Source organism: Mycobacterium paragordonae, from assembly GCF_003614435.1.
Lineage (GTDB): Bacteria > Actinomycetota > Actinomycetes > Mycobacteriales > Mycobacteriaceae > Mycobacterium > Mycobacterium paragordonae.
In genome coordinates this window covers 121,618-144,182 of sequence record NZ_CP025546.1, presented here as the reverse complement: position 1 = coordinate 144,182, position 22,565 = coordinate 121,618, and the positions used below count along the sequence as shown (strand labels likewise).

Here is a 22,565-nt window from a genome sequence, read left to right as displayed (position 1 = left end):
AGTTGGGCTGTGACGCGGACCGACAACGACACCTGGAATCTGAACTCGAGCGTGGGCGCGACCGCTACGGCGGTCGCCGCGTCCCGGGCGATCGCCTCGGCAGGCCCGGACGCGCTGCTGGACGATCCCTGGGCCGATCCACTCGTGCGCGCGGTGGGCGTCGAAACGTTCGTCAAGCTCATTGACGGCGAGATCGGCGGCACCGACGATCCGCTGCTGAACCGGCAGACGATGAGCGAGCAGATCACCGTGCGCACCCGCTTCTTCGACGACTTTTTCATCGAGGCCACCGGCGCCGGGATCCGACAGGTGGTGATCCTGGCCTCTGGGCTGGATACCCGCGCCTATCGACTGCCGTGGCCGGCCGGCACCGCGGTCTACGAAATCGACCAGCCCGAGGTCATCGAGTTCAAGACGCGCACGCTGGCAGACCTGGGCGCCGAACCCGCCGCGCGACGCCGCACGGTGCCGATCGACCTACGCGAAGACTGGCCGGCGGCTCTGCGCGATGCGGGTTTCGAGCCTGACCGGCCGACGGCATGGATCGCCGAGGGGCTGCTGGTCTATCTGCCACCGGAGGCACAGGACCGCTTGTTCGACAACGTTTCCGCGCTCTCGGCGCCGGGAAGCCGCATCGCGACCGAACACATGGACCTGAGCAGCATCCCCGCGGACTGGGCGCAGAAGCTCACCGAACGGTCGCGGCGAATCGGCTCCAACATCGACCTCGCTGCGTTGTTCTACACCGGTGAACGCAACACCGCCGCTGCTTATCTCGCCGGACACGGCTGGCAGGTGCACGTCCGCAACACCGAAGAGGCCTATGCCGCACACGGATTCAATGTGCCCGACGACGAGTTGGCGTCGTTCGGCGACGCGTCCGGGTACCTCACGGCGGACTATCCCGGCCGAGGGTGAATTTCACGACGCGACACTCGGCTCAAAGTCAAGTGGTCAGTGCAATTCTTTAGGCGGCTTGGTTGATGAGTGCTGTTAGGCGCTGGGCTGGAGTCTCGAAGTCTAGGGTGGGTCGGGGTCGGCGATTGAGTGTGTCTTGGATGCGCTTGAGGTCGGCTTTCGTGTGACCGCTGAGGTCGCTGCCCTTTTCGAGCCAGAATCGCAGCAGCCTGTTGGTGTTTTCGTTGGTGCCGCGTTGCCAGGGCGAGTGTGGGTCGCAGAAGTAGACGGGTGCCTCAAGTGCAAGACGGATGTCTTGCCATTTGGCCATTTCGCTGCCGCGGTCCCAGGTGATGCTGCGTCGCAGATGATCGGGCAATTCGCGCATCGCCTCAATCATGGCGGCGGCGGCGGCCTCTGAGCCGTGACCGGCGGGGAGGGGCAGCAAGATGGTGAACCGGGTGCTGCGTTCGACCAGGGTGCCGATGGCGCTGTTCGCGGCTCCGACGATCAGGTCACCTTCCCAATGCCCGGGAACGGCGCGGTCGGCGACCTCGGCGGGGCGCTGACTGATGGTGAATTCTGTGCCGGTGTAGATGCCGCGGCTGACCGGGCCGCCACGTTTTTTGCGGGTACTTCGCCGGGTGGACAAGCATTGGTGCAGATCTGCGCGCAGGCTGCCGCGGGTCTGCACGTAAAGGCACTTGTAGATGGTTTCGTGGCTCACTCGAGCCAGCCTGTCATCGGGGTGGAACCTGGCCAACATCTGCGCGATCAGCTTGGGGCTCCACCCGTCGTCCATCCACGCTTCGATAGTTGCGCACAACGGATTGTCTTTGAGCTTGAAGGCTTTAGGGCGCTTGGCTTTGCGGGCTGCACGGGCGTGTGCCATACGGGCGTGGTAGTCCCCGTCGGGGCCGCTGTTGCGGGCGATTTCACGGCAGATGACCGACGGATCGCGGTCCAGTCGCCGCGCTATCTCGACCTGGCTGTCGCCGCGGTCAAGACCACGCATGATGTCCACCCGTTCATCAAAGCTCAGCCGGCGACCCCGACCGCCGGGCCTATTCAGATCGCCGGGGTCGGCCAGACCTAGTGTGGACCTGCGCTTTAGCTTCATCGCTCCAGCGTCACGCCACCACAGCCACGCAGCGGTTGTCGACACGCCCATCTCCCGAGCAGTCGCAATCAGCGGAGCTCCCTGGCACACCCGGTCAAACAGCTCCCGCCGCGTCGCTCGTGAATGCGGATAACCACTCGGCATGACAACTCCCCAAATCAACGGACATTGTCTTGACCGTATGAATCCGCCCCGGTGGGCTGTCGTGAAGTTCGCACTCGGCGGGGTCAGCCCGGCGGGTCGACTCCGGGCACTCGGCGGTCAGGCCCGCGCCGCGATCGCGCCGAGGGCAAGGAACAGCCCCGCACCGGCGGTCACGCCCATCAGCATCGTCTTGGGCGCTCCGGCACGCAGTGCAATCAGCGATGCGGCGACATCGGCCGCGTCACAGACGAGACCGGCCTGCAGCACCGCCTTCTGTACGGCAGGTTCCGGATGGTGCAGCGCAGCACCCAGAACGAGATCCCTCACCCCGAATAGCCGGGTGACAAGCCCGGCATTCGCGTCGTCGGGCAACCTTCCCAGCCCGAACAGACGCGAGCTGAGTGACGGTGTGGCCCAGGAGATTCCGCCGGCGAACATCCGCATGGCGGACATCGCGGTGGCGGCGGGATGCTGATTGCTGGTCATGGATGCGGTCATCGGGGGTCCGGCCTCTCTTTTGTAGTAGTGACTACAAACTCATTCAACCTGTAGTCGCGACTACAATCAACCCCCGATGGGACACAAGTACACGCGCGAACAGATCCTCGACGATGCCGTCGCGATGGCGTTGACCGACGGACTCAGCTCACTGACCTTCGGCGGGCTGGCCAAACACCTCGGCACCAGCGACCGCATGATCGTCTACTACTTTCCCAGCAAGACCACCCTGGTCACCGACGTCCTCCTCGAGATCGGCACCAGGCTCCAGCAGACACTGGCTCACGCACTCGTCGAGCCGGCGGACGATCACCGCCAACTGGCCCGGACCGCCTTCGGGGTGTTGGCGCGGGACGAATTCGATCCGCTTTTCGCGGTCTACTTCGAGGTTTGCGGCCTTGCCGCGGCCGGCGTGGCGCCGTACCACGACCTCGCCGCCCCGCTGACCGAAGGCTGGATCGCCTGGCTGGCAGAGTTTTTCACCGGTACCCCCAGGCGGCGTCGGGCCGAAGCCGAGGCGAGCCTCGCGCTCATCGACGGGATGCTGCTGTTGCGGCAACTCGCCGGGCCGGCGGCAGCCGACCGCGCCGCCAAAGTGCTGGGTGTCAGCTGAATCACGTCGGGCAGATCACCTGAGCGAGTACCGGATCGGCAGATGCTTGGGACCGCCGACGAAGGTGGTGGCGATCAGTTGCGGATCATCCGCCATTTCAACGGATTTGATCCTCGGGATCAGCTCCGAGAAGAAACTGTTCATCTCCAGACGCGCCAGTGCGGCCCCCAGGCAGAAGTGCACCCCATGGCCGAAAGACAGATGCTTGTTGGGGTCGCGTCCGACATCGAACCGGAACGGGTCAGCGAACACCTCTTCGTCGCGGTTGGCTGAAACATAGGACAGCAGCACGGATTCGCCCTTGGCGATCGGCACACCGCGCACCTCGGTGTCGGCCTGCGCAGTGCGCATGAACTCCTTGACCGGCACCACCCAACGGATCATCTCCTCGACCGCGGTACCCATCAGCCCGGTGTCCTGCTGCAGCCGCGCGAGCTCACCGGGATTCTCCAGCAGAGCCAGCAGTCCGCCGGAAATCGCGGCACTCGTAGTGTCGTGACCGGCGCTGGCCACGATCACGTAATAGGAGATGGTGTCCATGTCCGACAACGGTTCACCGTTGATGGTGGCGTTGGCGATCGCAGACGCCAGGTCCTCGGTCGGATGCTCCCGGCGCGACGCGGTCAGCGCGGAAAAGTAGTTGAAGAAGTCCAGCAGCGTCGCCAGCACATCGGTGTTGACCTCACCGCGCCGCAGTTCGGTGTCGTCACCGCCGAACATCTCCTGGGTCAGCTTGAGCATGCGCGGAAAGTCCGACTCCGGTAGGCCCAGCAGCGAAAGGATCACGTAGAGCGGATAATTCACCGCGATCTCTTGCACGAAGTCCAGTTCCGGTCCGCGCTCGAGCATCTTGTCGACATAGATCTTGGCCAGTTCGTCACAGCGGGTCTTCAACGCCCGCATCGCCTTTGGACGGAACCAGTCCACCCCGATCTTGCGCATGTCGCGGTGATGAGGGTCGTCCATGTGAATCAGGGTGCGCAGCCCGATTCCGGCCTCCTGGTCCGCGAGCAACTTCTCCTCGAGCTCGGTGACCATCAGCAGCGGGCGCGGATGGTTGGTGAACAGGTCGTTCTGCCGCTCGATCGCCATCACGTCGGCATGTTTGGTGATCGCCCAGAAGGGCCGGTAGCCCTCGACGTCGACCCACGAAACCGGGGCGTGGGCCCGCAGGTGGGTGAGTGCATGATGCAATCGCTTCTCGTCGGCGTAGGCCGTGGGGTCGGCGAGAACCCGCGCCGCCTCGTCCATGATCCGGGTGCTCATTTGTGTCTCCTCCAAGGCAGGTAACAGGGGATGTCAGCGTCTGCGGGTGGACGACGATCGGGGCGTGTTGGCAGCCACGGCAGCACCTCGTACTATCTGGAACGCTATCGTTCTAGATTATGCCTGTGCCCGCGGATGGGTCAAGATGTCGTTATGACCGGCCGTACCTATGGCGGACTGAGCCCCGAGCAGCGCGCACGGGACCGCCGCGCGCGCCTGGTGGAGGCAGCCCGCGCATTGATTGCCGAGTCCGGCCTCGCGCCACTGACGGTCGATGTGGTCGCCCAGCGGGCGAATCTCAGCAAGCGGTATTTCTACACCGAGTTCGCCACCAAGGATGACCTGCTCGACGCGTGCGCCGAGGAGCTGTTCGGGCGGCTGTACGCGCAGATGGAGGAAGTGCTGGCCACCACCCCGCTCGCCGAGCGGGTCGCGCGTACGGTGCGCGTGGTGGTGCACACCCTGGCCTCCGATCCCGCCGACGCGCGTCTGTACATGGAGTGTCCGGCCTACCCGCGGCTACGCGAACGCCAACAGCGCGCAGTGCGGGAGTTCAGTGAGTACATGGCCGCCCATGCGATCGCCTTCAGCGGAGACCCAAGGCCGGGAGTCGACCGGGTGCTGGCCACCCGCGCGCTGGTCGCCGGCACGACCGAGCTCATCATCGGCTGGCTGCACGGAGACATCGACACCGACGAGGACAGCATCGTCGAGACGTTGGCCGTCACCGCCCTCGGAGCGGCGGCGGCGCTGTGAGGGACACGGTTTAGGCCATGTCGGTCCGCGAACTGATCGTGCTGGGCACCGCCAGTCAGGCGCCCACCCGCTACCGCAACCAGAACGGATACCTGTTGCGCTGGGACGGCGAGGGCCTGATGTTCGATCCCGGGGAGGGCACCCAGCGGCAGATGTTGCTGGCCGGCGTTGCCATGAGCAGCGTGACGCGGTTGTGCATCACCCATTTCCACGGTGATCACTGCCTCGGCGTCCCGGGGATAATTCAGCGCCTGTCCCTCGACGACGCCGGGCACCGGGTGCATGCCTACTTCCCGGCTTCGGGGCAGCAGTACTTCAGCCGCCTGCATCACGCCTGCATATTTCATGACCGCGCCGACATATACGCACAGCCCGTCGCCGTCGACGGGCCGATAGCGGCGGGAGAATTCGGGATGCTGGAGGCGCGACGACTCGAGCATTCCGCCGATGCGATCGGCTATCGGCTGATCGAGCCGGACGGTCGTCGATTTGTGCCCGCGTTGTTGGAGCGCTTCGGCCTCGACGGTCCCGCGGTGGGCCAATTGCATGCGGCCGGCTCCATCGATTGGGGCGGGCGGACGGTCGATTTGTCGGAGGTCAGCGAAGCGCGGCCGGGTCAGCGGTTCGCCTTCGTCATGGACACCAGGCTGTGCGATGCGGTCTATGCCCTGGCCGATGGCGTGGACATGCTGGTGATCGAGGCGACCTTCCTGAGTCGGGACTCGGACCTGGCCGCGCGCTACGGACACCTCACGGCGCGGCAGGCGGCGCGCGTCGCGGCCGAATGCGGAGTGCGGCGGCTGGTGCTCACCCATTTCTCTCAGCGCTACACCAGCACCCGCGAACACCACGACGAGGCTGCCGAGGTGTTCGCCGGAGACCTCGTCATCGCCGAAGACCTGGCGCGGATACGGGTTCCCGAGCGGCTCTGATCAGCGCCGTTCAAAGCACAGTGCATGGTGATGAAAACCGTTGCCGCCCAGCCTTTTTGCTTGATACATCGCGGCGTCGGAAGCGGTGATGAGGTCGATCAGGAGCGCCTGATGTTCAGCGGGTGTCGTTTCGTCGAGCCGGGCGCAGGCGGTGCCGATACTGGCCGTGACTCCCACCGTCGAGTCGGCGATCGCAGTGCATATCTGTTTGGCCAGCTGCTCCGCGTTGCAGCTCGCGGCCGTGCCGGCGAGCAGAAATTCCTCGCCGCCGCTTCGGGCCACCACCGCCTGTTCCTCGGCGGCGGCCAGCAGGGTCTGTCCGACCTGGACCAGCGCGTAGTCGCCGGCGGCATGGCCGCGGTTGTCGTTGAGACCCTTGAAGTTGTCCAGATCGACGACCAGCACCACCAGGTGAGCGTCGATACCCCGACGGGCCAGCATCATCCCCAGCGCGTTGTGGGCAAACGCCCGACGGTTCAGCAGGCCGGTCAGCGGGTCGCGGTCGGCCCGCAGTAGGTCGCCCGCCAAGGCGCGGACCAGGACCGCGATGGCCAGGGGCAAGGCGATATTGACCTCTACCACCAGCCACAAGTCGACCACTGCCAGGGAGGGATGCCCCGACTTCGCCAGCCGCCCGGCCTCGAAGAGGCCCACCGCTGCCGCCACCGCGAAGTTGTACAGCACGAAACCGGTCGTGTGGAAGAACGCCATGTACGCACCGAAGGTGGCGAAGGCGATGCAGCCGATCAGAGCTGCCAGCGGCTTCGGATGAGCAAGACAGGCCAACGCGACCGCGACGTTGCACGTCATGGCGAAAGCAACCGACTGGGCCCGGGTCGGCCACCGCCAAACCCACAGCAGCGCGCCGGCTGTCCCGCCCGCGACGGCTGCCCAGGTCATCGCGACCGGCACCGCGCCGCGCGGGCCATCGGAGCCGGCCAGTAACACGAGCAGACACAGGACCAGCGACGTCGAAATCGACGCCATCAAGGTCCGGGTGGTGCCGCTGATGCCGCGCGCAGCCAGGTATCCAGAGAGCCAGTCAAACTGGTCCGCCCGCTGCCACCGGCTGAAGATCCCGAGTCGACGCTTAATTGCCACCACCGATATCAGAGTCGAGGTCTCGGCCCGCCGCATCCCCGTTGCCCCGAGGGCCGAACACGCAGATTATTGCTGATTGGCCGCGCGATGGCGACTACCTCGACTCCCCGGGCCTGCGCCCGCATACCCGCGCCCGTGCCGGCGCGAAGGCGGGCCAAGGTCACTCCGTAGCGGTATCCGCGTGTAACCCCGCTGAATATCTCTATTCAGCCGCGGCATTCATTCACACCGAAAAAGGGACCGTTCGTTATGAGGACGGGGCCCCGCGATCGAGGTTGCAAAATGCGTACAAGAAATGTTGTAACGGCGATTGCGCTGTTATTCGGCACCTGGTTCATGGCGGTACCGACGGCCACGGCCGAGGCGCCGGTAATGAACGGTACCTACCGCTACACGGATGAGAACGGCAATGGCGGAACCTGGACCATCGCTAATACGTGCACGTCAGGCTGCCTCGCCTACGTGACGACCTCCCCAGGCCACGGATTCACTGCCAAACTCTTAGACGGCGTCTACGTCACCACAAGGGAGGTTCCGGACGGCGTGCGATGTCCCCTTTACTTCGTCGGCGATACCGTACTCGGCGGCGGCACGTATTCCGTCGTAGTGCATCAATGGTGGAACCCCCGCACGCTTACCGGCGCGGTGGATTACCTGGATACGCCGGCGCCGTGTGGTGTCAGTAATTTGCACGACACCTTCAGTCTCGCCCCGATCGTTTAACGACAGCTGCCACTACAGCGGGGCCACCCGGTCAGACCACGGCACCGCCTGCTCGAGTTGCGCCGCCAGCCGGATCAACAACGACTCGCCACCCAGCGGCGCCACGAACTGGACCCCGAGCGGCAGGGAGTCGGCGGTCCAGTGCAGCGGCAGTGAGATCGCCGGGCGGCCGGTCAGGTTGGCCAGTTGGGTGTACGGCACCCAACCCAGGTTCTTCTCCACCAGGTCGTCGACGATCTTGGTATGACGCAGCAGACCGGCGGTGCGCGTCTTGATCAACGCGTCGGATGCCCGCTGTAACACGGCCGGTAGCTCGAATTCGCCGATCTTCGGAGGCGGCGTCGCCAGGGTAGGTGTCAGCAGCAGGTCATATGACTCGAAGAATCGGGTCAACCGCAGGGTGTGCTCGTGTCGCCGTTCCACGGCGTCCACGTAGTCGACGCTGCTCGTCGCGCGACCCACCGCGGCCATGATCAGCGTGTCGCGCTCGAACGCGTCGTTGCCCGCACCGGTCAGGCGTTTGGCCGCATCGACATCCCAGGCGAGATGGACAAACCAGGTGAGCAGGAAGTCCCGGGCGAGGGCGGCGTCGTCGTACGGGGCCTGCGGCAGTTCCTCAACGTGGTGTCCGAGCCCGGTCAGGGCGCGCACCGTCGCCTCGACGGCGGCGAAGGCTTCGGGGTGTGGCTGGGGCGTGATCGCCGACGGCACCCGCACCCCGATCCGGAGTTTCCCAGGATCCTGGCCGACGGCTGAGGCGAACGGCGCGGCGGGCAGGGCAGGCACGTAGGGCCCGAACGGCTCGCCACCGCAGATGACGTCCAGCATCGCCGCGGTGTCCCGAACGGTCCGGGACACGACACCCTGCACCGCCGCGCCGTGCATGGATTCGCTGGTCGTCGGACCCATCGGGGTGAGCCCGCGACCTGGTTTCAGGCCGACCAGGCCGCAGCAGGCCGCCGGGATGCGGATCGACCCGCCGCCGTCGTTGGCGCCGGCGCACGGCACGATGCCCGCCGCAACGGCCGCGGCCGACCCTCCCGAGGATCCGCCCGGTGTTCGCCGCAGGTCCCACGGGTTGCGCGCCGGGCCCCACGCCTCGGATTCAGTGATCCCCTTCGCCCCGAACTCCGGGAGGTTGGTCTTACCGAAAATGACCAGCCCGGCATCGATCCAGCGCTGCACGATGGTCGAGTGTTCGGCGACGGGCGCATTCATCAGCGCGCGGGATCCCTGCGAGCTGGGCAGGCCCGCGTAGTCCTGGGCCAGGTCCTTGATCAGGAAGGGGACACCGGCGAAGGGACCCTCGAGCTGGCCCGATGGCCTTGGCGAGGCCGAAGCCGGGACATCGCGCACGATCGCGTTGATCCGCGGGTTGACCGCCGCCGCACGATCCCGGGCGAGCGCGAGCAGCTCCGCCGGCGATACCTCCTTGTCGGCGACCAGCTTCGCCAGTCCGGTGGCATCGTAGGTCCGGTACTCGTCGAGGTTCATGCTCTGACCGTAGGTCCCGGAGTCGTTTTCGGCTAAGCCTCATTTCGGGCCTGGTTTCGGGCCTGGTTTTGAAAGCCGCGATATCGGCGATCCCGAGTGGATGGATCCCCAGCAGCAAGACGAGAACGCTCCGGCGCCGGTGCCCGAGGACGCGCGTGAGACGACGCCCGCCCAGCGCGCGGAGGAAGACCGGCTGGAACACCAGGACGGCGATCCCGACGCGCCGGCTGCCCGGCAATCGAACGACGAGATCGCCGACGAGAGCACACGTTAGCGCCCTACAGGTATAGACCGGCCGGGACGGCGGCCCGGTAGCGGCCGTTGCCTATCTCGGCTAAAAGCGTTGCGGTACCGATGGTTTCGGCGTCACCGGCCAGCACTACCCGGCGCACGATCTCGCGGATGTCGCTGCCGCTGGTCCGCTCGGGCAACGCGGAGACGACGGCGGTCGTATCCACGTCCCGACCCCCGGGGATGCCGCGGATCAGCGCCTGCAGGATCCGCGCCGCGTCGGCACGGCTGGGGTATCCGACCTCGACGACCGAATCGAACCGCCCGGTGCGGATGGCGGCCTTGTCCAGCGTCGCCGCGTCGTTGGTGGACGCCAACGTCAGGATGCGGGCATCTGCTTCGACGTCCATGGCCTGCAACAATTCGGATAGTCCAGCGTCACCCGACCCGCGGCTGCGGCACCACAGGTCGACGTCCTCGAGCACGATCAGCACCGGACCGCCCAGTCGTTGGGCCTCCTCGACCACCGCGGTCAACAAGTCCTCGCCCGCTTTGGCCTCGACGTAGATCACCGTGAATTCGCCGACGACCTCGCGGGCCACCACCGCGCTCACGGCCGATTTGCCGGTGCCGGGCGGTCCGCACAGCAGGACCCCGCGCCGCGCTCCCAAGCCGTGTGCGCGCAGCGCGTCGTGCCGGTCGCGCACGGCGGTGACTCCGAGGTCGACCTCGGTCCACACCGCCTCCGGGACGATGACGGTATCGCGGGTGACGGTCGAGGGCAGGTCGATGACCGTGAAGCTGAGGCCATGGTTGTTGGTGGCGCGCACCGCACGCCCCCGGTAGGGATTCAACTCGTTGGCGCGTCCGGCGAGACGATCCAGCACGGCGCGGGCGTGGGCCTGGTTGTCCGGCGTGACGAACGCGCTCACTTCGGGCGAATGCATGATGCCGTCGCGTGCCTCGATGTGCAGTACGCATCCGGCGTCCTCCAACAGCGAGCCGGCCGGGAAATGCACGCGCAGACACAGCGGATGCCGGTAGCGCTGGTCGCCGATCTCGGTCTGCGTCCACTTCGGCGGGTAGGCGCACTCCCCCGGACCGACCTCGCACACGGCCGTGTGTTCCCCGATCCACTCCGCCAGTGCCAGAGCGGTGGTCAGCCGGGACACCGGATTGAGCCCACGTTCCTCATCGAGGAGGTACCCACAATCCGGCACGCCCAGGCAACGGGCGGTGAATCGTTCTGCGTTCTCGGTGCTTTCGCGCTCGGCGACACCGACGAGCAACTCACCGAGCGCACGCAGCGCCGGACGCACCCCGTAGTCCAGACCGTCGAGCCACGCACCGACGTCGTCGATCGTTTGACGGTGCGCGGCACCGCCGCCGGGCATCCCGGCGGTCAGATCGGTCAGTTCGTCATCGGTGAGAGTCATCGCTTCGTCATGGTCTTCGTCATGGTCTTGGTCATGGTCACGGTGGGTGAGCAGCGGTCCACCATCGCACCTGACCGGGGGGTCGTCAACTGGTTTTCGGGACGGGACGTGCGAGGATTTGGTGGCCGACGACGTGACGGAGGTTCCGATGCCCGGACAGATCCCCTTGGTCGACTATCTGGTGCTCAACGACGGCGACCCGCACCTCGTAGCGCAGCAGTGCACCCGTTGCGGCGCCCGATTCTTCGACCGCCGGAATGCGTGCGCCGGGTGCTTCGCGACCGACTTCACCACCGTTCCGGTCGCAAGTGAGGGCACGGTACGGACCTTCACCATCGTCACCTTCGCCGCGCCGGGGATCCCCACCCCGTTCGTCGCCTCGGTCGTCGATTGCGACGGCACCCAGGTCCGGGCCAACCTCGTCAATGTCGAGCCCACCCCCGAAGGTGTGCACGACGGGATGAAGGTGCGACTGGCCACCTATCCGATCGGTACCGACTCCGAAGGCACCGAGGCGATCGGCTTCGGCTTCGAGCCCGCCGAATAACGAAGCGATTCGTGAAGGAGCAGCAACGATGAGCGCCAGCGACGACATCTGGATCCTCGGTATCCGAATGACCAAGTTCGGCAAGCACCCCGACCTCGACACCGTCGACCTGGCCGCCGAGGCCGCGATGGGTGCGTTGTCCGATGCCGGCGTGACGATGGCCGACATCGGTGTCCTCGCGGCGGGCAACCTGATGGCCGCCAACGCGGGCATCGGACAGCAACTGCAGAAACAGATCGGCCAGACCGGCATCCCGGTGTACAACGTGGCGAATGCCTGCGCCACCGGCGCCACCGCGCTGCGCACCGCGATCATGGCCGTAAAAGCCGGCGAGGCCGCGTACGGAATGGCTGTCGGCGTCGAAAAGCTCTCGGGCGCCGGGCTACTCGGTGGCGGCGGCAAGAAGAAGGCCGACGCCGACGTCTGGGCGCCGAAGGGCCGCTACGGGGCGGTCGCACCCGTCGACGGGCGGATCGGCACCGAGGCCATGCCGGGAGTGTTCGCCCAGATCGGTACCGAATACGGACACAAGTACGGCGGCACCAGCTTTGAGTTGTTCGCCCGGATCAGCGAGAAGAACCATGCGCATTCGACGCTCAATCCGTTTGCGGCGTACCAGAAGAGGTTCACCCTCGAGCAGATCATGAACGACGTGATGATCGCTTATCCGAATACCCGCCCGATGTGCTCGGCCAACTGCGACGGTGCCGCGGCGGCGGTCGTGTGCAACGGCGAGACATTGAAATCGCTTTCGCTGGAACAACGTCGGCGTGCGGTGAAGGTATCGGCCTCGGTGCTGACCACCGACCCCTACGAGGAGGGCTGCCAGGTGCTGCCCAACGTCAACACCCTGACCCGCAACGCCGCCGCGACCGCCTACGATCAGGCCGGCATCGGGCCGGCTGATCTGGACCTGGTCGAGTTGCACGACTGTTTCGCCACCGCCGAACTGGTGCACTACGACAATCTGATGTTGTGCGAAGAGGGTGGCGCCGCAGACTTTTTCAACTCCGGCGCGACCTGGCGCGACGGGGCGACACCGGTCAACGTGTCCGGCGGGCTGCAGTCCAAGGGTCACCCCATCGCGGCCACCGGCATCGCCAACATCTGGGAGATCTGCCACCACCTGCGCGGCGAGGCCGGTGACCGCCAGATCGACAACGCAAAGGTGGGTCTGGCCCACGTCATCGGATTGGGCTCGGCGTGCGGCGTGCACGTGCTGGAAAAATCGGCTGTGTAGCCGGACGGATTGCCATGACCACCGAACAGTTCTCCATTGACATTGTGTCGCAGGCGTATTGGCGAGTCACCTTCAGCAACGGACCGGTCAACCTGATCGACCCGGACACCATTGAAGAATTGGCCGGGTTGCTCGACCGCGTCGCTGCCGACGCTGAGCTGAGGGTGATCGTCTTCCGTAGCGACAACCGCGAGTTCTTCATGGCTCATTGGGATCTGCTGGCGGACAAGAGCAGAGTCGCAGCGATGCAGCCAGGCCCCACCGGATTGCACCCTTACGTTGACAACATGATCCGGCTGAGCAAGCTACCCATCGCCACCATCTGCCTGCTGCGCGGACGCGCGCGGGGGGCCGGGAGCGAATTCGCGCTTGCCACCGATATGCGATTCGCTTCGGAGCGTGCGATTCTCGGACAGTTCGAGGTCGGGATCGGCGCCGTGCCCGGTGGTGGCCCGATGGCCCGCCTGGCGCGGCTGGTAGGTCGCGGACGCGCACTGGAGATCCTCTTGGGCGCAGATGATTTCGATGCGGCCAGGGCGGCGGATTACGGCTACGTCAACCGGGTGATACCCGACGCCGATATCGAGGCCGAAGTGGACGCGTTTGCTCGCCGGATCGCACAGTTCGACCGGATCGCCATCGCGCGGACGAAGCAATTCGTTGACGGTCCGACGTTGCCCGATGATGCCGAGTTTGCTCCCGCTCTGGCCGCGTTCTTCGAGACATCCGGCCGTCCTGGCTCAAAACCTCTCATCCACAGCCTGTTCGAGAGGGGATTGCAGCAAGCCGAGGGCGTCGAACTGGATCTGGGCAGGCAAGTGGTGGCGACCGCTGATGACTCAGGACACTAGGCCGCCTCGGACTCGCTAAGCGATCTGCGACGCGAGCAGTTGGGCCGCGTTGTACAAGCCGGGTACCAGGCCACTGAGCGGCGTGCCCGCGACCGGGACGGTAAGAGATCCGACGATCGGCAGGCCGCTCAACGATGCCGTGTAACCGGTGTTGGGAACGAGAATCCCGCCCAACGGGAGGTTGAGGTCGGGGACGTCGAACCCCGACCACGGGTGGCCGCGCTAAGTCACGGACGCGGCATAGATCTGTTCGATATTCGAACCCAGCTTGGCGTCGAATTCGGCCTCGGACTGATCGACCATCAGGCCTTCGGTCAGGGCACGCGAGAAGCTTGCAATGAGGCCGTGGTTGCGCGCGAGGATCTCGCAACTCTCGTCCAGGCTGTAGCCGCCGGACAGAGCCACCACGCGCAGCACCCGAGGATGCTCGATCAGCGGCGCGTAAAGGTTGTCTTCCGAGGGAAGTGTCAGCTTGAGCATCACCTGCGAATCCCCGGGCACCTCATCGAGTTTCGCGCTCAACGCCGCCAGTAGCAGGCTGTCGGCCTTGGGCTTGTCGGGGCTCTTGATGCTCACCTCGGGCTCGATGATCGGCATGAGTCCGCGCTCGAGGATCCGGTAGGCGTAGTCGAACTGTTGATCAACGATCGCTTTGATTCCCTCGTCGTTCGGCTCTTGAATGAATGAGCGCATCTTGGTGCCGAAGATCCCGTGCTCGACGGCCCGGCCCAACAGGGAATCGAGCTTCGTCATTGGCTTCATCAGCTGAACGCCGTTTTCGGCGTCGGCGAGACCCTGGTCCACTTTGACGATCGGCACGACGCGCTTTCGTTCCCACAGGAACGCCGCCGTGTCCTGACCCTCGATGGTTCGGTCCATGGTCTGCTCGAAAAGGATGGTGGCCAGGACCTGGTCGCCGGAGAAGCTCGGACTCGACATGATGCGTTCCCGCATCTGGTGGATCAGGTCGAACATCTTCTCGTCGCTGTCGTACGCGTCTTCTGAAATCCCGTACAGCTTCAGGGCTTTCGGGCTGCTTCCACCGCTTTGATCCAGCGCGGCGATAAAGCCGGGCCGCGACGCCATCGCGTTGCGTTGCTCTTGGTTCACTGCGCTCCCTCCTTGTGCTGCTCCGCCTGGCCGGGGTGACGTCCCGGGCGTTGCGGAATGGCCACCACCAAAACGACCATAATCGCCGCGATCACGGCCGAGGCCAGTGGGCGGCTCAGGGCCAGTCCGCCCTCGGCGACCGGCTTGTCGAGAAGGTCGCCGACGGTTGCTCCCAACGGCCTGGTGAGAATGAATGCGACCCAGAACAGGGCGACACGCGAAATACCGGTCCAGAAATACAGCGCCATGACGATCAGGAGAGCCACGCCGAAGACCAGTGCGCCACGTTCGTAGCCGAAGTCACGGGTGTCGGCGAGCCAGTCGCCGAGGGCGGTGCCCAGCGTCTGCGAGAACGTGATCGTTGCCCAGTAAAAGGCCTCGACCTTCGGCGTTGAAACCGTGTTGACCGAGACGGTGCCCTCCGTCCAGCGCCACAACCCCAAAGTGGCCACCAGGCAACCTAAGAGAACCAACGATCCGCCCGTGTAGCCGATACCCAGCGATCGGTCAGCGAAGTCAGCCAACGTGGTCCCGAACGTCGTCGACGCGACGATCGTCGCCCAGTACAAACTCGCGTGGAAACGTTCGGCCAGGATCTGCGCGGCGACCAGGACCACCAAGGTGGCGCCGAACAGCACCACTCCGGCCACATAGCCCCAGTTCAGCGTCATGGTGACGGTGTCACCGCCGGTCTCACCCAGGGTGGTCGCCAGGATCTTGATGACCCAGAAACCCGCCGTGACCGCCGGTACTTTCGCGAATACCGGGGACGTTTCGTCGGGAGGACGAGATTCAGCCCGCAAGACTGCCTTTCATCGAGGCCAACGCGTCAGCGCTCAGGCGCGCGAGTTCAGCTGCCTCGGCCTGGTCGAGCGCGGCCGTAAAAATCTCGGCCATGCGGCGGTTGGTCGCGTCCTCGACCTCGGCGTAGCGGTCCTTCTTGTCGGAGCCGTCGTCGAACGGCTCCGGCCAGGCGAACATCTTCGTGTACTCCCGGCCCTTGTTGAGCATGTGCGCTTGCACGGGGGTGATGCCGGAGTTGGTGAGGACCTCGAAGTGAACGGCCGCCCGCAGTTCGCGCAATACGAACATCACTTGCAGCGCCCGCGCCGGCGCATCATCGGCCAGCGGCATGGTGCGCCAGCCCGCATATAACGGCAGCCCCGCACCCGGCGTCGCCGCAATGATCTTCTCTCCCAATTCCGACAGGCGGTCCAGCCCCGTTGCCCCGGCCAGATACCTGCGGCCGAAGTCCGCGGTCTGTTGCCAATACAGTTGGGCGGCGCCGGCCGCTCCGCGCACCGCGACGCCTTCCTCCCACAGCGCGCCGAGGGATTTCGGCTCGAACACGACGAACGCCGAGCTGACCGTGTCGCCACTGACATCGCCGAGCACCCCGCCACGGCCGGCGACATACCCGGCCAGTGGGTTCTGGTAGCCGGCCGCGATGCTCTCGGCGAAAGTCTCCGGGTGCAGCATGAATACCGCCACAGCCTGCTGGATCGGGTCCCCCGCCGCACGGACGGCTTCGGCTATGCCGGTGTCGGTCATCGCGATTCTCCTTCGCTGTTGCGTCTCTCAGCCTGAAACAATCTCCTCATGGGCGTCAAGGCACCGGACGGGGAGCGGTGCCCCTGCGGATCGGGCGACGTCTACGCCGACTGCTGCCGACCGCTGCACACCGGTGAACGGCCCGCCGAGACTGCCCTGGCCCTGATGCGCTCACGCTTCAGCGCCTTCGCGCTGGGACAGGGCGACTACCTGCTGGCAAGTTGGCATCCGCGCACGCGACCGAAGCGACTGCACCTGGACCGCGACGTGGAGTGGCGTCGGCTGCAGATCGTCGACACCGACGCCGGTGCGCACGACGACACCAGCGGGGTGGTCGAATTTCGCGCCCAGTATGTGCGCGACGGCGCGCGTCACATCCTGCACGAGCGCAGCCGATTCACGCGGGAGAAGGGCCGCTGGTTGTATCTGGACGGCGACGAGCTGGAGTGACGTCAGGGCATCAGCGACCCTGAAACACCGGTGACCGCTTCTGAAAGCGGGCCACCTGCGCCTCGACGGCGTCCTGGCTTTTCCACGCCGCCTCGAACATGTCTTGATGGACGGGTCTCTCGGTGTCCCAGGCACCGTCGTCGTTGAGCACCCGCTTGGCGTGCTGTAGCGACAGCGGAGCCAGTCCCGCGATCTCGTGCGCCCACTGCAGGGCATCCTCGAGGGTGCCTACCCGGTTCGCCATTCCGCACAACAGCGCCTCGTCGGCGGGAAGTTTCTGAGCCGCCATCAGCATGGCGCGGGCGCGCCCGTAACCCACCAGCGAGGTGAGCCGCCGGACCGTCCAGGTATCCGCCGCCAGCCCGTATTTGGCTACTGGCAGTTGAAAATACGCGTTCGGATCCACCACGCGCAGGTCGCAGATGATGGCCAGTTGCACGCCGGCCCCGATCACCGGACCGTTGATGGCGGCGATCACCGGCACCGGTGTGTGGTCGATCGCTGCGTTGAGTGCGATGGCCTTGTCCATCAGTTCATCGATGAGGTTCTCCGCCGACGCGGCCGCCGCCCCCGACAGGTCCATTCCGGAACAGAAGACGCTGCCCGCGCCGGTCAGGACGATGGCCTTCACGCCCTCCGCCGCGGCGCCTTCGAAGGTCGCCCGGAGTTCATCGATCACCGCGGCGTTGAGGGCGTTGCGCCGTTCCGGGCGCTGTATTCGAACCGTCAGCACACCGCCGTCCCGCTCGAGTCCGATCACGCCGCGGCCTCCCAGCCGTCGCCACCACAATTGTCAAAACACCTATCCGACAACATCTCTCCTCTACAGGTTCAAGCCGGAGAACATGACACGGCCCGGATCATACTTCTGACGCACGGAACTCAGCCGGGAGAGATTCTGCCCGAAGTATCGCCCCGCCGGCTGATTGGCCTCCAGGTAGTTCACATAACCGCCCACCGAATACTGTTGCACCGCTTGGTGTGCGGTACTCAGCCAACTGGTCGCGGCCGACGGGGAGCCGGACGTTTCGACGTACCACTGCACCAGCGCGGACTGCCGACGCCATGGAAAAGCGGTGGCGCCCGGGGCAACAGTCGCCATGGCGCCGTCCAGGGCATGCATGATCGCCAACATGCGCCCGGCATTGCGGGGAAACGCGTCCACCGCCGCGGCGATCCCCTGGGCGACCGCTGGAGTGACCGTCGTGAAAACGTCTGAGCCACCGACATATCCGACGGGTGCCGGGTTGAGATTGTTGACGGCCAGATACCGCACCAGGTCCAGGTAGTTGAAGGTGTGGTTCTCGGTACCGGTCGGTTGCACGCCGACGGCCGAAATGATCGCCGCCGCAACACTGTTGCCCGAGCCCGCCGGGCACGTTGCGAGGATCCGACAATGGGTTCCAGTCGCGTCGGTGGTGCTGTCGGCCAGCGCCCAACTGTTCCGGTCCGCACCGCGCAGCCAGTTCTGCCAGCCGACGAGGACCTGCGGGAACGCTTGCGGCGCAAAGTTCAAGTTCACCGCATCGACGTCCTGGGTGGGGAAGGTGGCGAAGGTCAACGAGGTGGTGACGCCGAAGTTCCCCCCGCCGCCACCGCGCAACGCCCAGAACAGGTCCGGGTTGCTCGAGGCGGACGCGGTGACGCTCTGGCCGCCCGGGAGGACCACCTGCGCCGACGTCAGCTGGTCACACAGCATGCCCGCATGCCGGGACTGAGCGCCCAGCCCGCCGCCCAGCGCGTGCCCCGCGGCGCCGACCGTCGGGCACGTCCCGGTCGGGATGCCCCGGCCGGCAGCCGCCAACGCCTGATGCACCTCGTACAGCCCGGTAGCCGGCGTCACCGTCACCAGCCCGGTCGCCGCGTCGTAATTCACGTCGCCCGGAAGCTGACGCAGATCCAGCACCATGGTTCCGTTCGCCGTCGAGGCGCCGGTGTAGGAGTGCCCGCCACTACGCGGGGCGACCTTGAGCTTGTTGGCAGCGGCGAACGCCATCGCCTTCTGCACGTCCGCCGCCGATTTCGGGGTGACGACGGCGGCCGGCGTCGAGTCGCTGTAGTTGGTGTTGAACACCTGCTTGGCCGCCCCGAACTGCGCACTGTTGGGTTGGATGACCTGCCCGCCGAGCGCGGTGGACAGACCCTCCCAGCCGGACGCGACCGGATCGGCAACGGCCCGGCCGGTTCCGAAAACCACGCCGGCGGCCAGGGCGCCGGCGGCACCTCGCAGAAACGTCTGCCGCGAGATCTGTGCCCGGCGCTCGGTCATATCGGGCATGGTTGCGTATGCAACCGGGGCAATTCGGTTGCCAGGGCAGGTGTCAGCTGAAATGTGCCCTAACCGTGACGCCGCCCCAGGTGGACCGTCATGGCGTCCGGGGTGCGACGAAAGGTACCAACACCTCGTCGACAAGCTGGGCGATCAGCTCGTCATCGATGGGGTCGCCGGTAACCAGCAGGCGGTGCCACAGCACACTCTGGCCCAGCTCACGTGCGATTTCCACCGGTACGTCGGCGCGCACGTCCCCGCGGGCGATCCCCCTGGCCAGCAAGTCGGCCATCTCCTTCTTGCGCCAACCGATCACATCTGTCCGGAAAGCCTCGGCGAACTCGGGATCATTAGCGGCAGCGGCGATGCCCGCGTGGATGACGGCGGCCTGCGGCCCGGTGAAGAGGTCCGCCCATCCACGGAGGATGGCCAGCATGTCCCCGCGGTAGCTGCCGGTGTCGTGGTGAGGGATTGCCGAGACCGCGGTCCGCAGCAGGGTGTCACGCAGCAGCGCGCGGCCATCGGGCCAGCGTCGGTACAGCACCGCTTTGCTGGTCCCGGCCGCGGCGGCAACGGCCTCCATGGTTACCCCGGTGACGCCGCGCTCACCGACCAGTTCCAGTACCGCCTGCCTGATCGCCGCGTCCAGCTCTGCTCCGTGGCGTCGCCGCATCACATTCCTTCCAAGAAACGGTTGCGTTTCTTAGGGCTCCGACTTAGTGTAGCTGCAAGAAACGTTACCGTATCTTGGAGGCAGTCATGCAGGCTCGGCCGGTCCTCTACCCGTTGCGTACGGTCGATTCCGCCACGGTGCGATTCACTAACGGTCCCCACCACCGTCGCCGCGTCACCATCGACCATCGACCCCTGGCCGGCACTACCCCGTCGATGGTGCTCGACTGGTTCACCCACTTGGGTGGAACCATGTCGTACGGCGGCGAGATCGTCGACCGCTACCTCGCCTGGCACCCGATCGACCACATCCACTGGGAACTGGCCCGGCCGGCGCCGGGCGGAGGCGCAGCCGAAGGCGCGCGGTTTCGCATCGTGGAGGCGTTCGGCGCCGCTCCCGAGTTCGCCGTCGACGTCGTCGACCGCGTCGAGAAGCTGGACGACACAGGTATCCGCTTGGTGACCCGGGTGGCGGGTGTCATCGTCATTCAGCTGGAGCACACCTGGTCGGCGGGCTCCGACGGGACGCATTACGTTTCGGTCCTCGACCTCGGGGCGCGCAGTGCACTGTTCGCTCCGATCAACCGCGTCCTGCGCAGACGCTTTCCCGACGACATGGTGCGGGCCTGGGTGAGGCACAACATCGAAGAGGTCGGCCAGCTCGAACACCTTCTGCCACAACTGGAAACACAGAGCGGGTCAGATCCAAGGAAAGTTCAAGGATCCGTCAAGTAGGCACAGCGACGCTCATCGTGTCAGTTCTATTGAAGGAGACACGATGTCGCATCGCCGGAAAGTGCACGCCACGAACTTCGCCTTAACGGCGGCTGCGGTCACCGCCATGCTCGCCGTGTCAACCGGCGTCGCCCACGCTGAAGCCGCTGCACCGGTTGGTTTTTGGACCACGGCGACGGGGTCAGAACAGCTGCTGGTCAGCCAGAGTGGGTGCTCACTGGCCAATGCGGCAGGAGTACCGACGACGTCGGGACCCTGTGCATGGAACCCGACATCGCGGGGCGGAATCCTGACAATCATGAGCAGCCAGACATACCGGCCCGCACCGGTTTACTTCAACGTGGTCTGGGTGAACCAGTCGACCATCAGCGTCGAGGGCGACACCTTCTATCGGCGATAGCCTGAAATTTGCGCGGAATATCCGGTTTTCGGCCGATTAGGCTCCATCCCGACGGGCGGTTTTGCGCAGGTTCCAACGCTCGTCAACTCGGGCTGAAGGAGTTGATGGATGACAGGCGACGCCAACTTTCCACCAGGTGACCAATGGAATGCGCCGCCCGGTGGCTACCTGCCGCCGGGTCCGCAGTATGCGGCACCACCACCACCGCCTCCTGCACCGGCGCCGAAGAAAAGCTCGGTCGGCAAGCGGATCGGCGCCGCGCTTGGGGCCGTCGTGCTGGTGATCGCCGCGAAGGTCGGGCTGAATTTGGTGCTGCACCGTCACATTGACCGCCCGGCCAGCAGCAGTGGCTTCGATTACCCGATCGGCACCTGCCTGAACCTCGCGAAAGCGGGAATCATGGTCAAGCCGAGCGATGTCCAGGAAGAACCCTGCTCGTCGCCATCGGCTCTGTCCAAGGTCGCCAAGAAGTACAAGGGTTCCAAGAATTGTCCGAACGACAACTACGGGACTCTGGAAGGTGGTGGCAGCGGCTTGTGTCTTGAAGACAATCTGACCATCGGCAGTTGCTATCACCAGGCGCTCATTTCACACATGTTCGCACCGACGGCCTGCAAGCCGGGGGTGTTGTCCAGCGACCCGACCTTCCGGGTAGCCGTCCGGCGCGATGGCGTGAACGACCCGGGTCTGTGCGCCGGGGAACAACAGGCGGTCAATTTCCCGGAGCCGCCGCTGACCTACTGCATGGACGTCCTCGAGCGCAGCGGATAGCCAGTTAGCCGGCACCCTTGCCGTTGTCGACCCGGTACACCGCACCATGGACGGCGGCGGCATCATCGCCGGCCAGGAAGGCGATGACGTTGGCGACATCGAGTGGCTGCATCATTCCGCGCGGTGCGGCCGAGCGCAGGATCAAATTGTAGTTCGGGTTTTCCGGTGCGCTGAACTGCTCGATCTGCGGAGTCAACATGCCGCCCGGGCAGATTGCGTTGACGCGCAAGCGATCTGCCGTGTACTCGACAGCCAGTGCGCGGGTCAGCCCGATCAGTCCGTGTTTGGCCGAGCAATAACCGGCGGAGTAGGCCTGGCCTTCGACACCGGCGATGGAGGCAACGTTGACGATGTTGCCACCGCGCTCCAGCAGGTGCGGCAGCGCGGCGCGACACAAATAGAAGGGGCCGCTGAGATTGACTGCCAGGTCTTGCGCCCAGTCGTCGTCGCTCATCGTCTCGGTGCGGCGCATCTGGTGGTGCCCGGCGATATTGACCAGCACATCGACGCCGCCGAACTGCGCGACGCACTGCGCGACGGCGGTGCGGCAGGCACTCGGGTCCGTAACGTCGACCGGCATCGCCGCACCCCCGGCGATATCGCCGAACACCCCCGCGAGCTTTGCTTCGTCCCGTGCGACGCCGAAAACCGTTGCACCCATGCGGGAAAACAACCGCGCGGTTTCCGCTCCCAAGCCCGACGATGCCCCCGTTACGAAGGCGACCTTGCCCTCAAATGTTGCCATTGACCACCTTTCG

General features: G+C 65.7%; 25 protein-coding genes. 12 read left to right on the top strand and 13 right to left on the bottom strand.

Annotation, left to right across the window (positions count from 1 at the left end; all coding sequences use genetic code 11):
- Positions 1-9: 9 nt before the first annotated feature.
- Positions 10-918, top strand: coding sequence for a class I SAM-dependent methyltransferase (locus C0J29_RS00725; RefSeq protein ID WP_120791218.1), 909 nt, complete (start codon positions 10-12; stop codon positions 916-918).
- 49 nt (positions 919-967) lie between these two features.
- On the opposite strand, the gene C0J29_RS00720 is transcribed toward C0J29_RS00725, so the two are convergent.
- Both C0J29_RS00720 and C0J29_RS00715 read right to left on the bottom strand, forming a co-directional pair.
- Positions 968-2,161 carry an IS30 family transposase gene (locus C0J29_RS00720; protein ID WP_120791217.1) on the bottom strand — a complete coding sequence of 398 codons (1,194 nt, stop codon included), beginning with the start codon at positions 2,159-2,161 and terminating at the stop codon, positions 968-970.
- A 117-nt stretch (positions 2,162-2,278) separates the two neighbouring features.
- Positions 2,279-2,647 (bottom strand): hypothetical protein, encoded by a 369-nt coding sequence (locus tag C0J29_RS00715; protein WP_156772668.1) that lies wholly within the window; start codon positions 2,645-2,647, stop codon positions 2,279-2,281.
- Between the two features lie 88 nt (positions 2,648-2,735).
- Between C0J29_RS00715 and C0J29_RS00710 the strand changes: the two genes are divergently transcribed.
- Positions 2,736-3,272 (top strand): TetR/AcrR family transcriptional regulator, encoded by a 537-nt coding sequence (locus C0J29_RS00710; protein WP_120791215.1) that lies wholly within the window; start codon positions 2,736-2,738, stop codon positions 3,270-3,272.
- A 15-nt stretch (positions 3,273-3,287) separates the two neighbouring features.
- Here C0J29_RS00710 and C0J29_RS00705 read toward each other — a convergent pair whose 3' ends face one another.
- Positions 3,288-4,538, bottom strand: a complete 1,251-nt coding sequence (locus C0J29_RS00705; protein WP_120791214.1) for a cytochrome P450 — start codon at positions 4,536-4,538, stop codon at positions 3,288-3,290.
- Positions 4,539-4,691: 153 nt separating this feature from the next.
- Between C0J29_RS00705 and C0J29_RS00700 the strand changes: the two genes are divergently transcribed.
- Together C0J29_RS00700 and C0J29_RS00695 are read left to right on the top strand one after the other, a co-directional pair.
- Positions 4,692-5,294 carry a TetR/AcrR family transcriptional regulator gene (locus C0J29_RS00700; protein WP_162951366.1) on the top strand — a complete coding sequence of 201 codons (603 nt, stop codon included), beginning with the start codon at positions 4,692-4,694 and terminating at the stop codon, positions 5,292-5,294.
- 17 nt (positions 5,295-5,311) lie between these two features.
- Positions 5,312-6,226: a ribonuclease Z gene (locus tag C0J29_RS00695; RefSeq protein ID WP_120791212.1), complete on the top strand. Its 915-nt coding sequence runs from the start codon at positions 5,312-5,314 to the stop codon at positions 6,224-6,226.
- Here the strand turns inward: C0J29_RS00695 and C0J29_RS00690 are convergent, their stop codons facing one another.
- Complete coding sequence (locus C0J29_RS00690) at positions 6,227-7,330, bottom strand: GGDEF domain-containing protein (RefSeq protein ID WP_231513251.1); 1,104 nt, start codon at positions 7,328-7,330, stop codon at positions 6,227-6,229.
- A gap of 279 nt (positions 7,331-7,609) precedes the next feature.
- Between C0J29_RS00690 and C0J29_RS00685 the strand changes: the two genes are divergently transcribed.
- On the top strand, positions 7,610-8,050 hold the full coding sequence (locus tag C0J29_RS00685; protein WP_120791210.1) for a hypothetical protein: 441 nt from the start codon (positions 7,610-7,612) through the stop codon (positions 8,048-8,050).
- Positions 8,051-8,062: 12 nt separating this feature from the next.
- Here C0J29_RS00685 and C0J29_RS00680 read toward each other — a convergent pair whose 3' ends face one another.
- Positions 8,063-9,544 (bottom strand): amidase, encoded by a 1,482-nt coding sequence (locus C0J29_RS00680; protein ID WP_120791209.1) that lies wholly within the window; start codon positions 9,542-9,544, stop codon positions 8,063-8,065.
- 100 nt (positions 9,545-9,644) lie between these two features.
- Between C0J29_RS00680 and C0J29_RS32625 the strand changes: the two genes are divergently transcribed.
- Positions 9,645-9,818 carry a hypothetical protein gene (locus C0J29_RS32625; protein ID WP_162951365.1) on the top strand — a complete coding sequence of 58 codons (174 nt, stop codon included), beginning with the start codon at positions 9,645-9,647 and terminating at the stop codon, positions 9,816-9,818.
- 4 nt (positions 9,819-9,822) lie between these two features.
- Here C0J29_RS32625 and C0J29_RS00675 read toward each other — a convergent pair whose 3' ends face one another.
- Positions 9,823-11,211 carry an AAA family ATPase gene (locus C0J29_RS00675; RefSeq protein ID WP_120791208.1) on the bottom strand — a complete coding sequence of 463 codons (1,389 nt, stop codon included), beginning with the start codon at positions 11,209-11,211 and terminating at the stop codon, positions 9,823-9,825.
- Between the two features lie 148 nt (positions 11,212-11,359).
- On the opposite strand from C0J29_RS00675, the gene C0J29_RS00670 reads away from it, so the two are divergent.
- Genes C0J29_RS00670 through C0J29_RS00660 form a run of 3 tightly spaced genes read left to right on the top strand, consistent with a single transcriptional unit; the run spans position 11,360 to position 13,849 of the window.
- Entirely contained in the window at positions 11,360-11,758 is a 399-nt protein-coding gene (locus C0J29_RS00670) for a Zn-ribbon domain-containing OB-fold protein (protein WP_120794457.1), read from the top strand.
- Positions 11,759-11,786: 28 nt separating this feature from the next.
- On the top strand, positions 11,787-12,998 hold the full coding sequence (locus C0J29_RS00665) for a thiolase family protein (protein ID WP_065163979.1): 1,212 nt from the start codon (positions 11,787-11,789) through the stop codon (positions 12,996-12,998).
- A 14-nt stretch (positions 12,999-13,012) separates the two neighbouring features.
- Positions 13,013-13,849 carry an enoyl-CoA hydratase/isomerase family protein gene (locus C0J29_RS00660; RefSeq protein WP_120791207.1) on the top strand — a complete coding sequence of 279 codons (837 nt, stop codon included), beginning with the start codon at positions 13,013-13,015 and terminating at the stop codon, positions 13,847-13,849.
- A gap of 222 nt (positions 13,850-14,071) precedes the next feature.
- Here the strand turns inward: C0J29_RS00660 and C0J29_RS00655 are convergent, their stop codons facing one another.
- Genes C0J29_RS00655 through C0J29_RS00645 form a run of 3 tightly spaced genes read right to left on the bottom strand, consistent with a single transcriptional unit; the run spans position 14,072 to position 16,510 of the window.
- Positions 14,072-14,935 carry a fructose bisphosphate aldolase gene (locus C0J29_RS00655; RefSeq protein WP_065046043.1) on the bottom strand — a complete coding sequence of 288 codons (864 nt, stop codon included), beginning with the start codon at positions 14,933-14,935 and terminating at the stop codon, positions 14,072-14,074.
- A 20-nt stretch (positions 14,936-14,955) separates the two neighbouring features.
- Positions 14,956-15,762, bottom strand: a complete 807-nt coding sequence (locus C0J29_RS00650; RefSeq protein ID WP_120791206.1) for a COG4705 family protein — start codon at positions 15,760-15,762, stop codon at positions 14,956-14,958.
- Positions 15,752-16,510, bottom strand: a complete 759-nt coding sequence (locus tag C0J29_RS00645) for an SCO6745 family protein (RefSeq protein WP_120791205.1) — start codon at positions 16,508-16,510, stop codon at positions 15,752-15,754. Before C0J29_RS00645 ends, C0J29_RS00650 begins: the two co-directional genes overlap by 11 nt.
- Positions 16,511-16,558: 48 nt before the next feature.
- Here C0J29_RS00645 and C0J29_RS00640 point away from each other — a divergent pair, with 48 nt between their 5' ends.
- Complete coding sequence (locus C0J29_RS00640) at positions 16,559-16,960, top strand: YchJ family protein (protein ID WP_120791204.1); 402 nt, start codon at positions 16,559-16,561, stop codon at positions 16,958-16,960.
- A gap of 10 nt (positions 16,961-16,970) precedes the next feature.
- Here the strand turns inward: C0J29_RS00640 and C0J29_RS00635 are convergent, their stop codons facing one another.
- The 3 genes from C0J29_RS00635 to C0J29_RS00625 form a co-directional block, all read right to left on the bottom strand.
- Positions 16,971-17,720, bottom strand: a complete 750-nt coding sequence (locus C0J29_RS00635) for an enoyl-CoA hydratase (protein ID WP_065163985.1) — start codon at positions 17,718-17,720, stop codon at positions 16,971-16,973.
- A gap of 63 nt (positions 17,721-17,783) precedes the next feature.
- Positions 17,784-19,229, bottom strand: a complete 1,446-nt coding sequence (locus tag C0J29_RS00630; RefSeq protein ID WP_065163986.1) for an FAD-binding oxidoreductase — start codon at positions 19,227-19,229, stop codon at positions 17,784-17,786.
- A 97-nt stretch (positions 19,230-19,326) separates the two neighbouring features.
- The gene (locus C0J29_RS00625; RefSeq protein ID WP_065045999.1) at positions 19,327-19,902 is read right to left on the bottom strand and encodes a TetR/AcrR family transcriptional regulator; all 576 of its coding nucleotides are present in this window, start codon (positions 19,900-19,902) and stop codon (positions 19,327-19,329) included.
- Between the two features lie 86 nt (positions 19,903-19,988).
- Between C0J29_RS00625 and C0J29_RS00620 the strand changes: the two genes are divergently transcribed.
- The gene (locus tag C0J29_RS00620; protein ID WP_065046000.1) at positions 19,989-20,636 is read left to right on the top strand and encodes a hypothetical protein; all 648 of its coding nucleotides are present in this window, start codon (positions 19,989-19,991) and stop codon (positions 20,634-20,636) included.
- 508 nt (positions 20,637-21,144) lie between these two features.
- Positions 21,145-21,807, top strand: a complete 663-nt coding sequence (locus C0J29_RS00610; RefSeq protein WP_120791202.1) for an LppU/SCO3897 family protein — start codon at positions 21,145-21,147, stop codon at positions 21,805-21,807.
- A 4-nt stretch (positions 21,808-21,811) separates the two neighbouring features.
- Here the strand turns inward: C0J29_RS00610 and C0J29_RS00605 are convergent, their stop codons facing one another.
- The gene (locus C0J29_RS00605; RefSeq protein WP_120791201.1) at positions 21,812-22,552 is read right to left on the bottom strand and encodes an SDR family NAD(P)-dependent oxidoreductase; all 741 of its coding nucleotides are present in this window, start codon (positions 22,550-22,552) and stop codon (positions 21,812-21,814) included.
- Positions 22,553-22,565 lie beyond the last annotated feature (13 nt).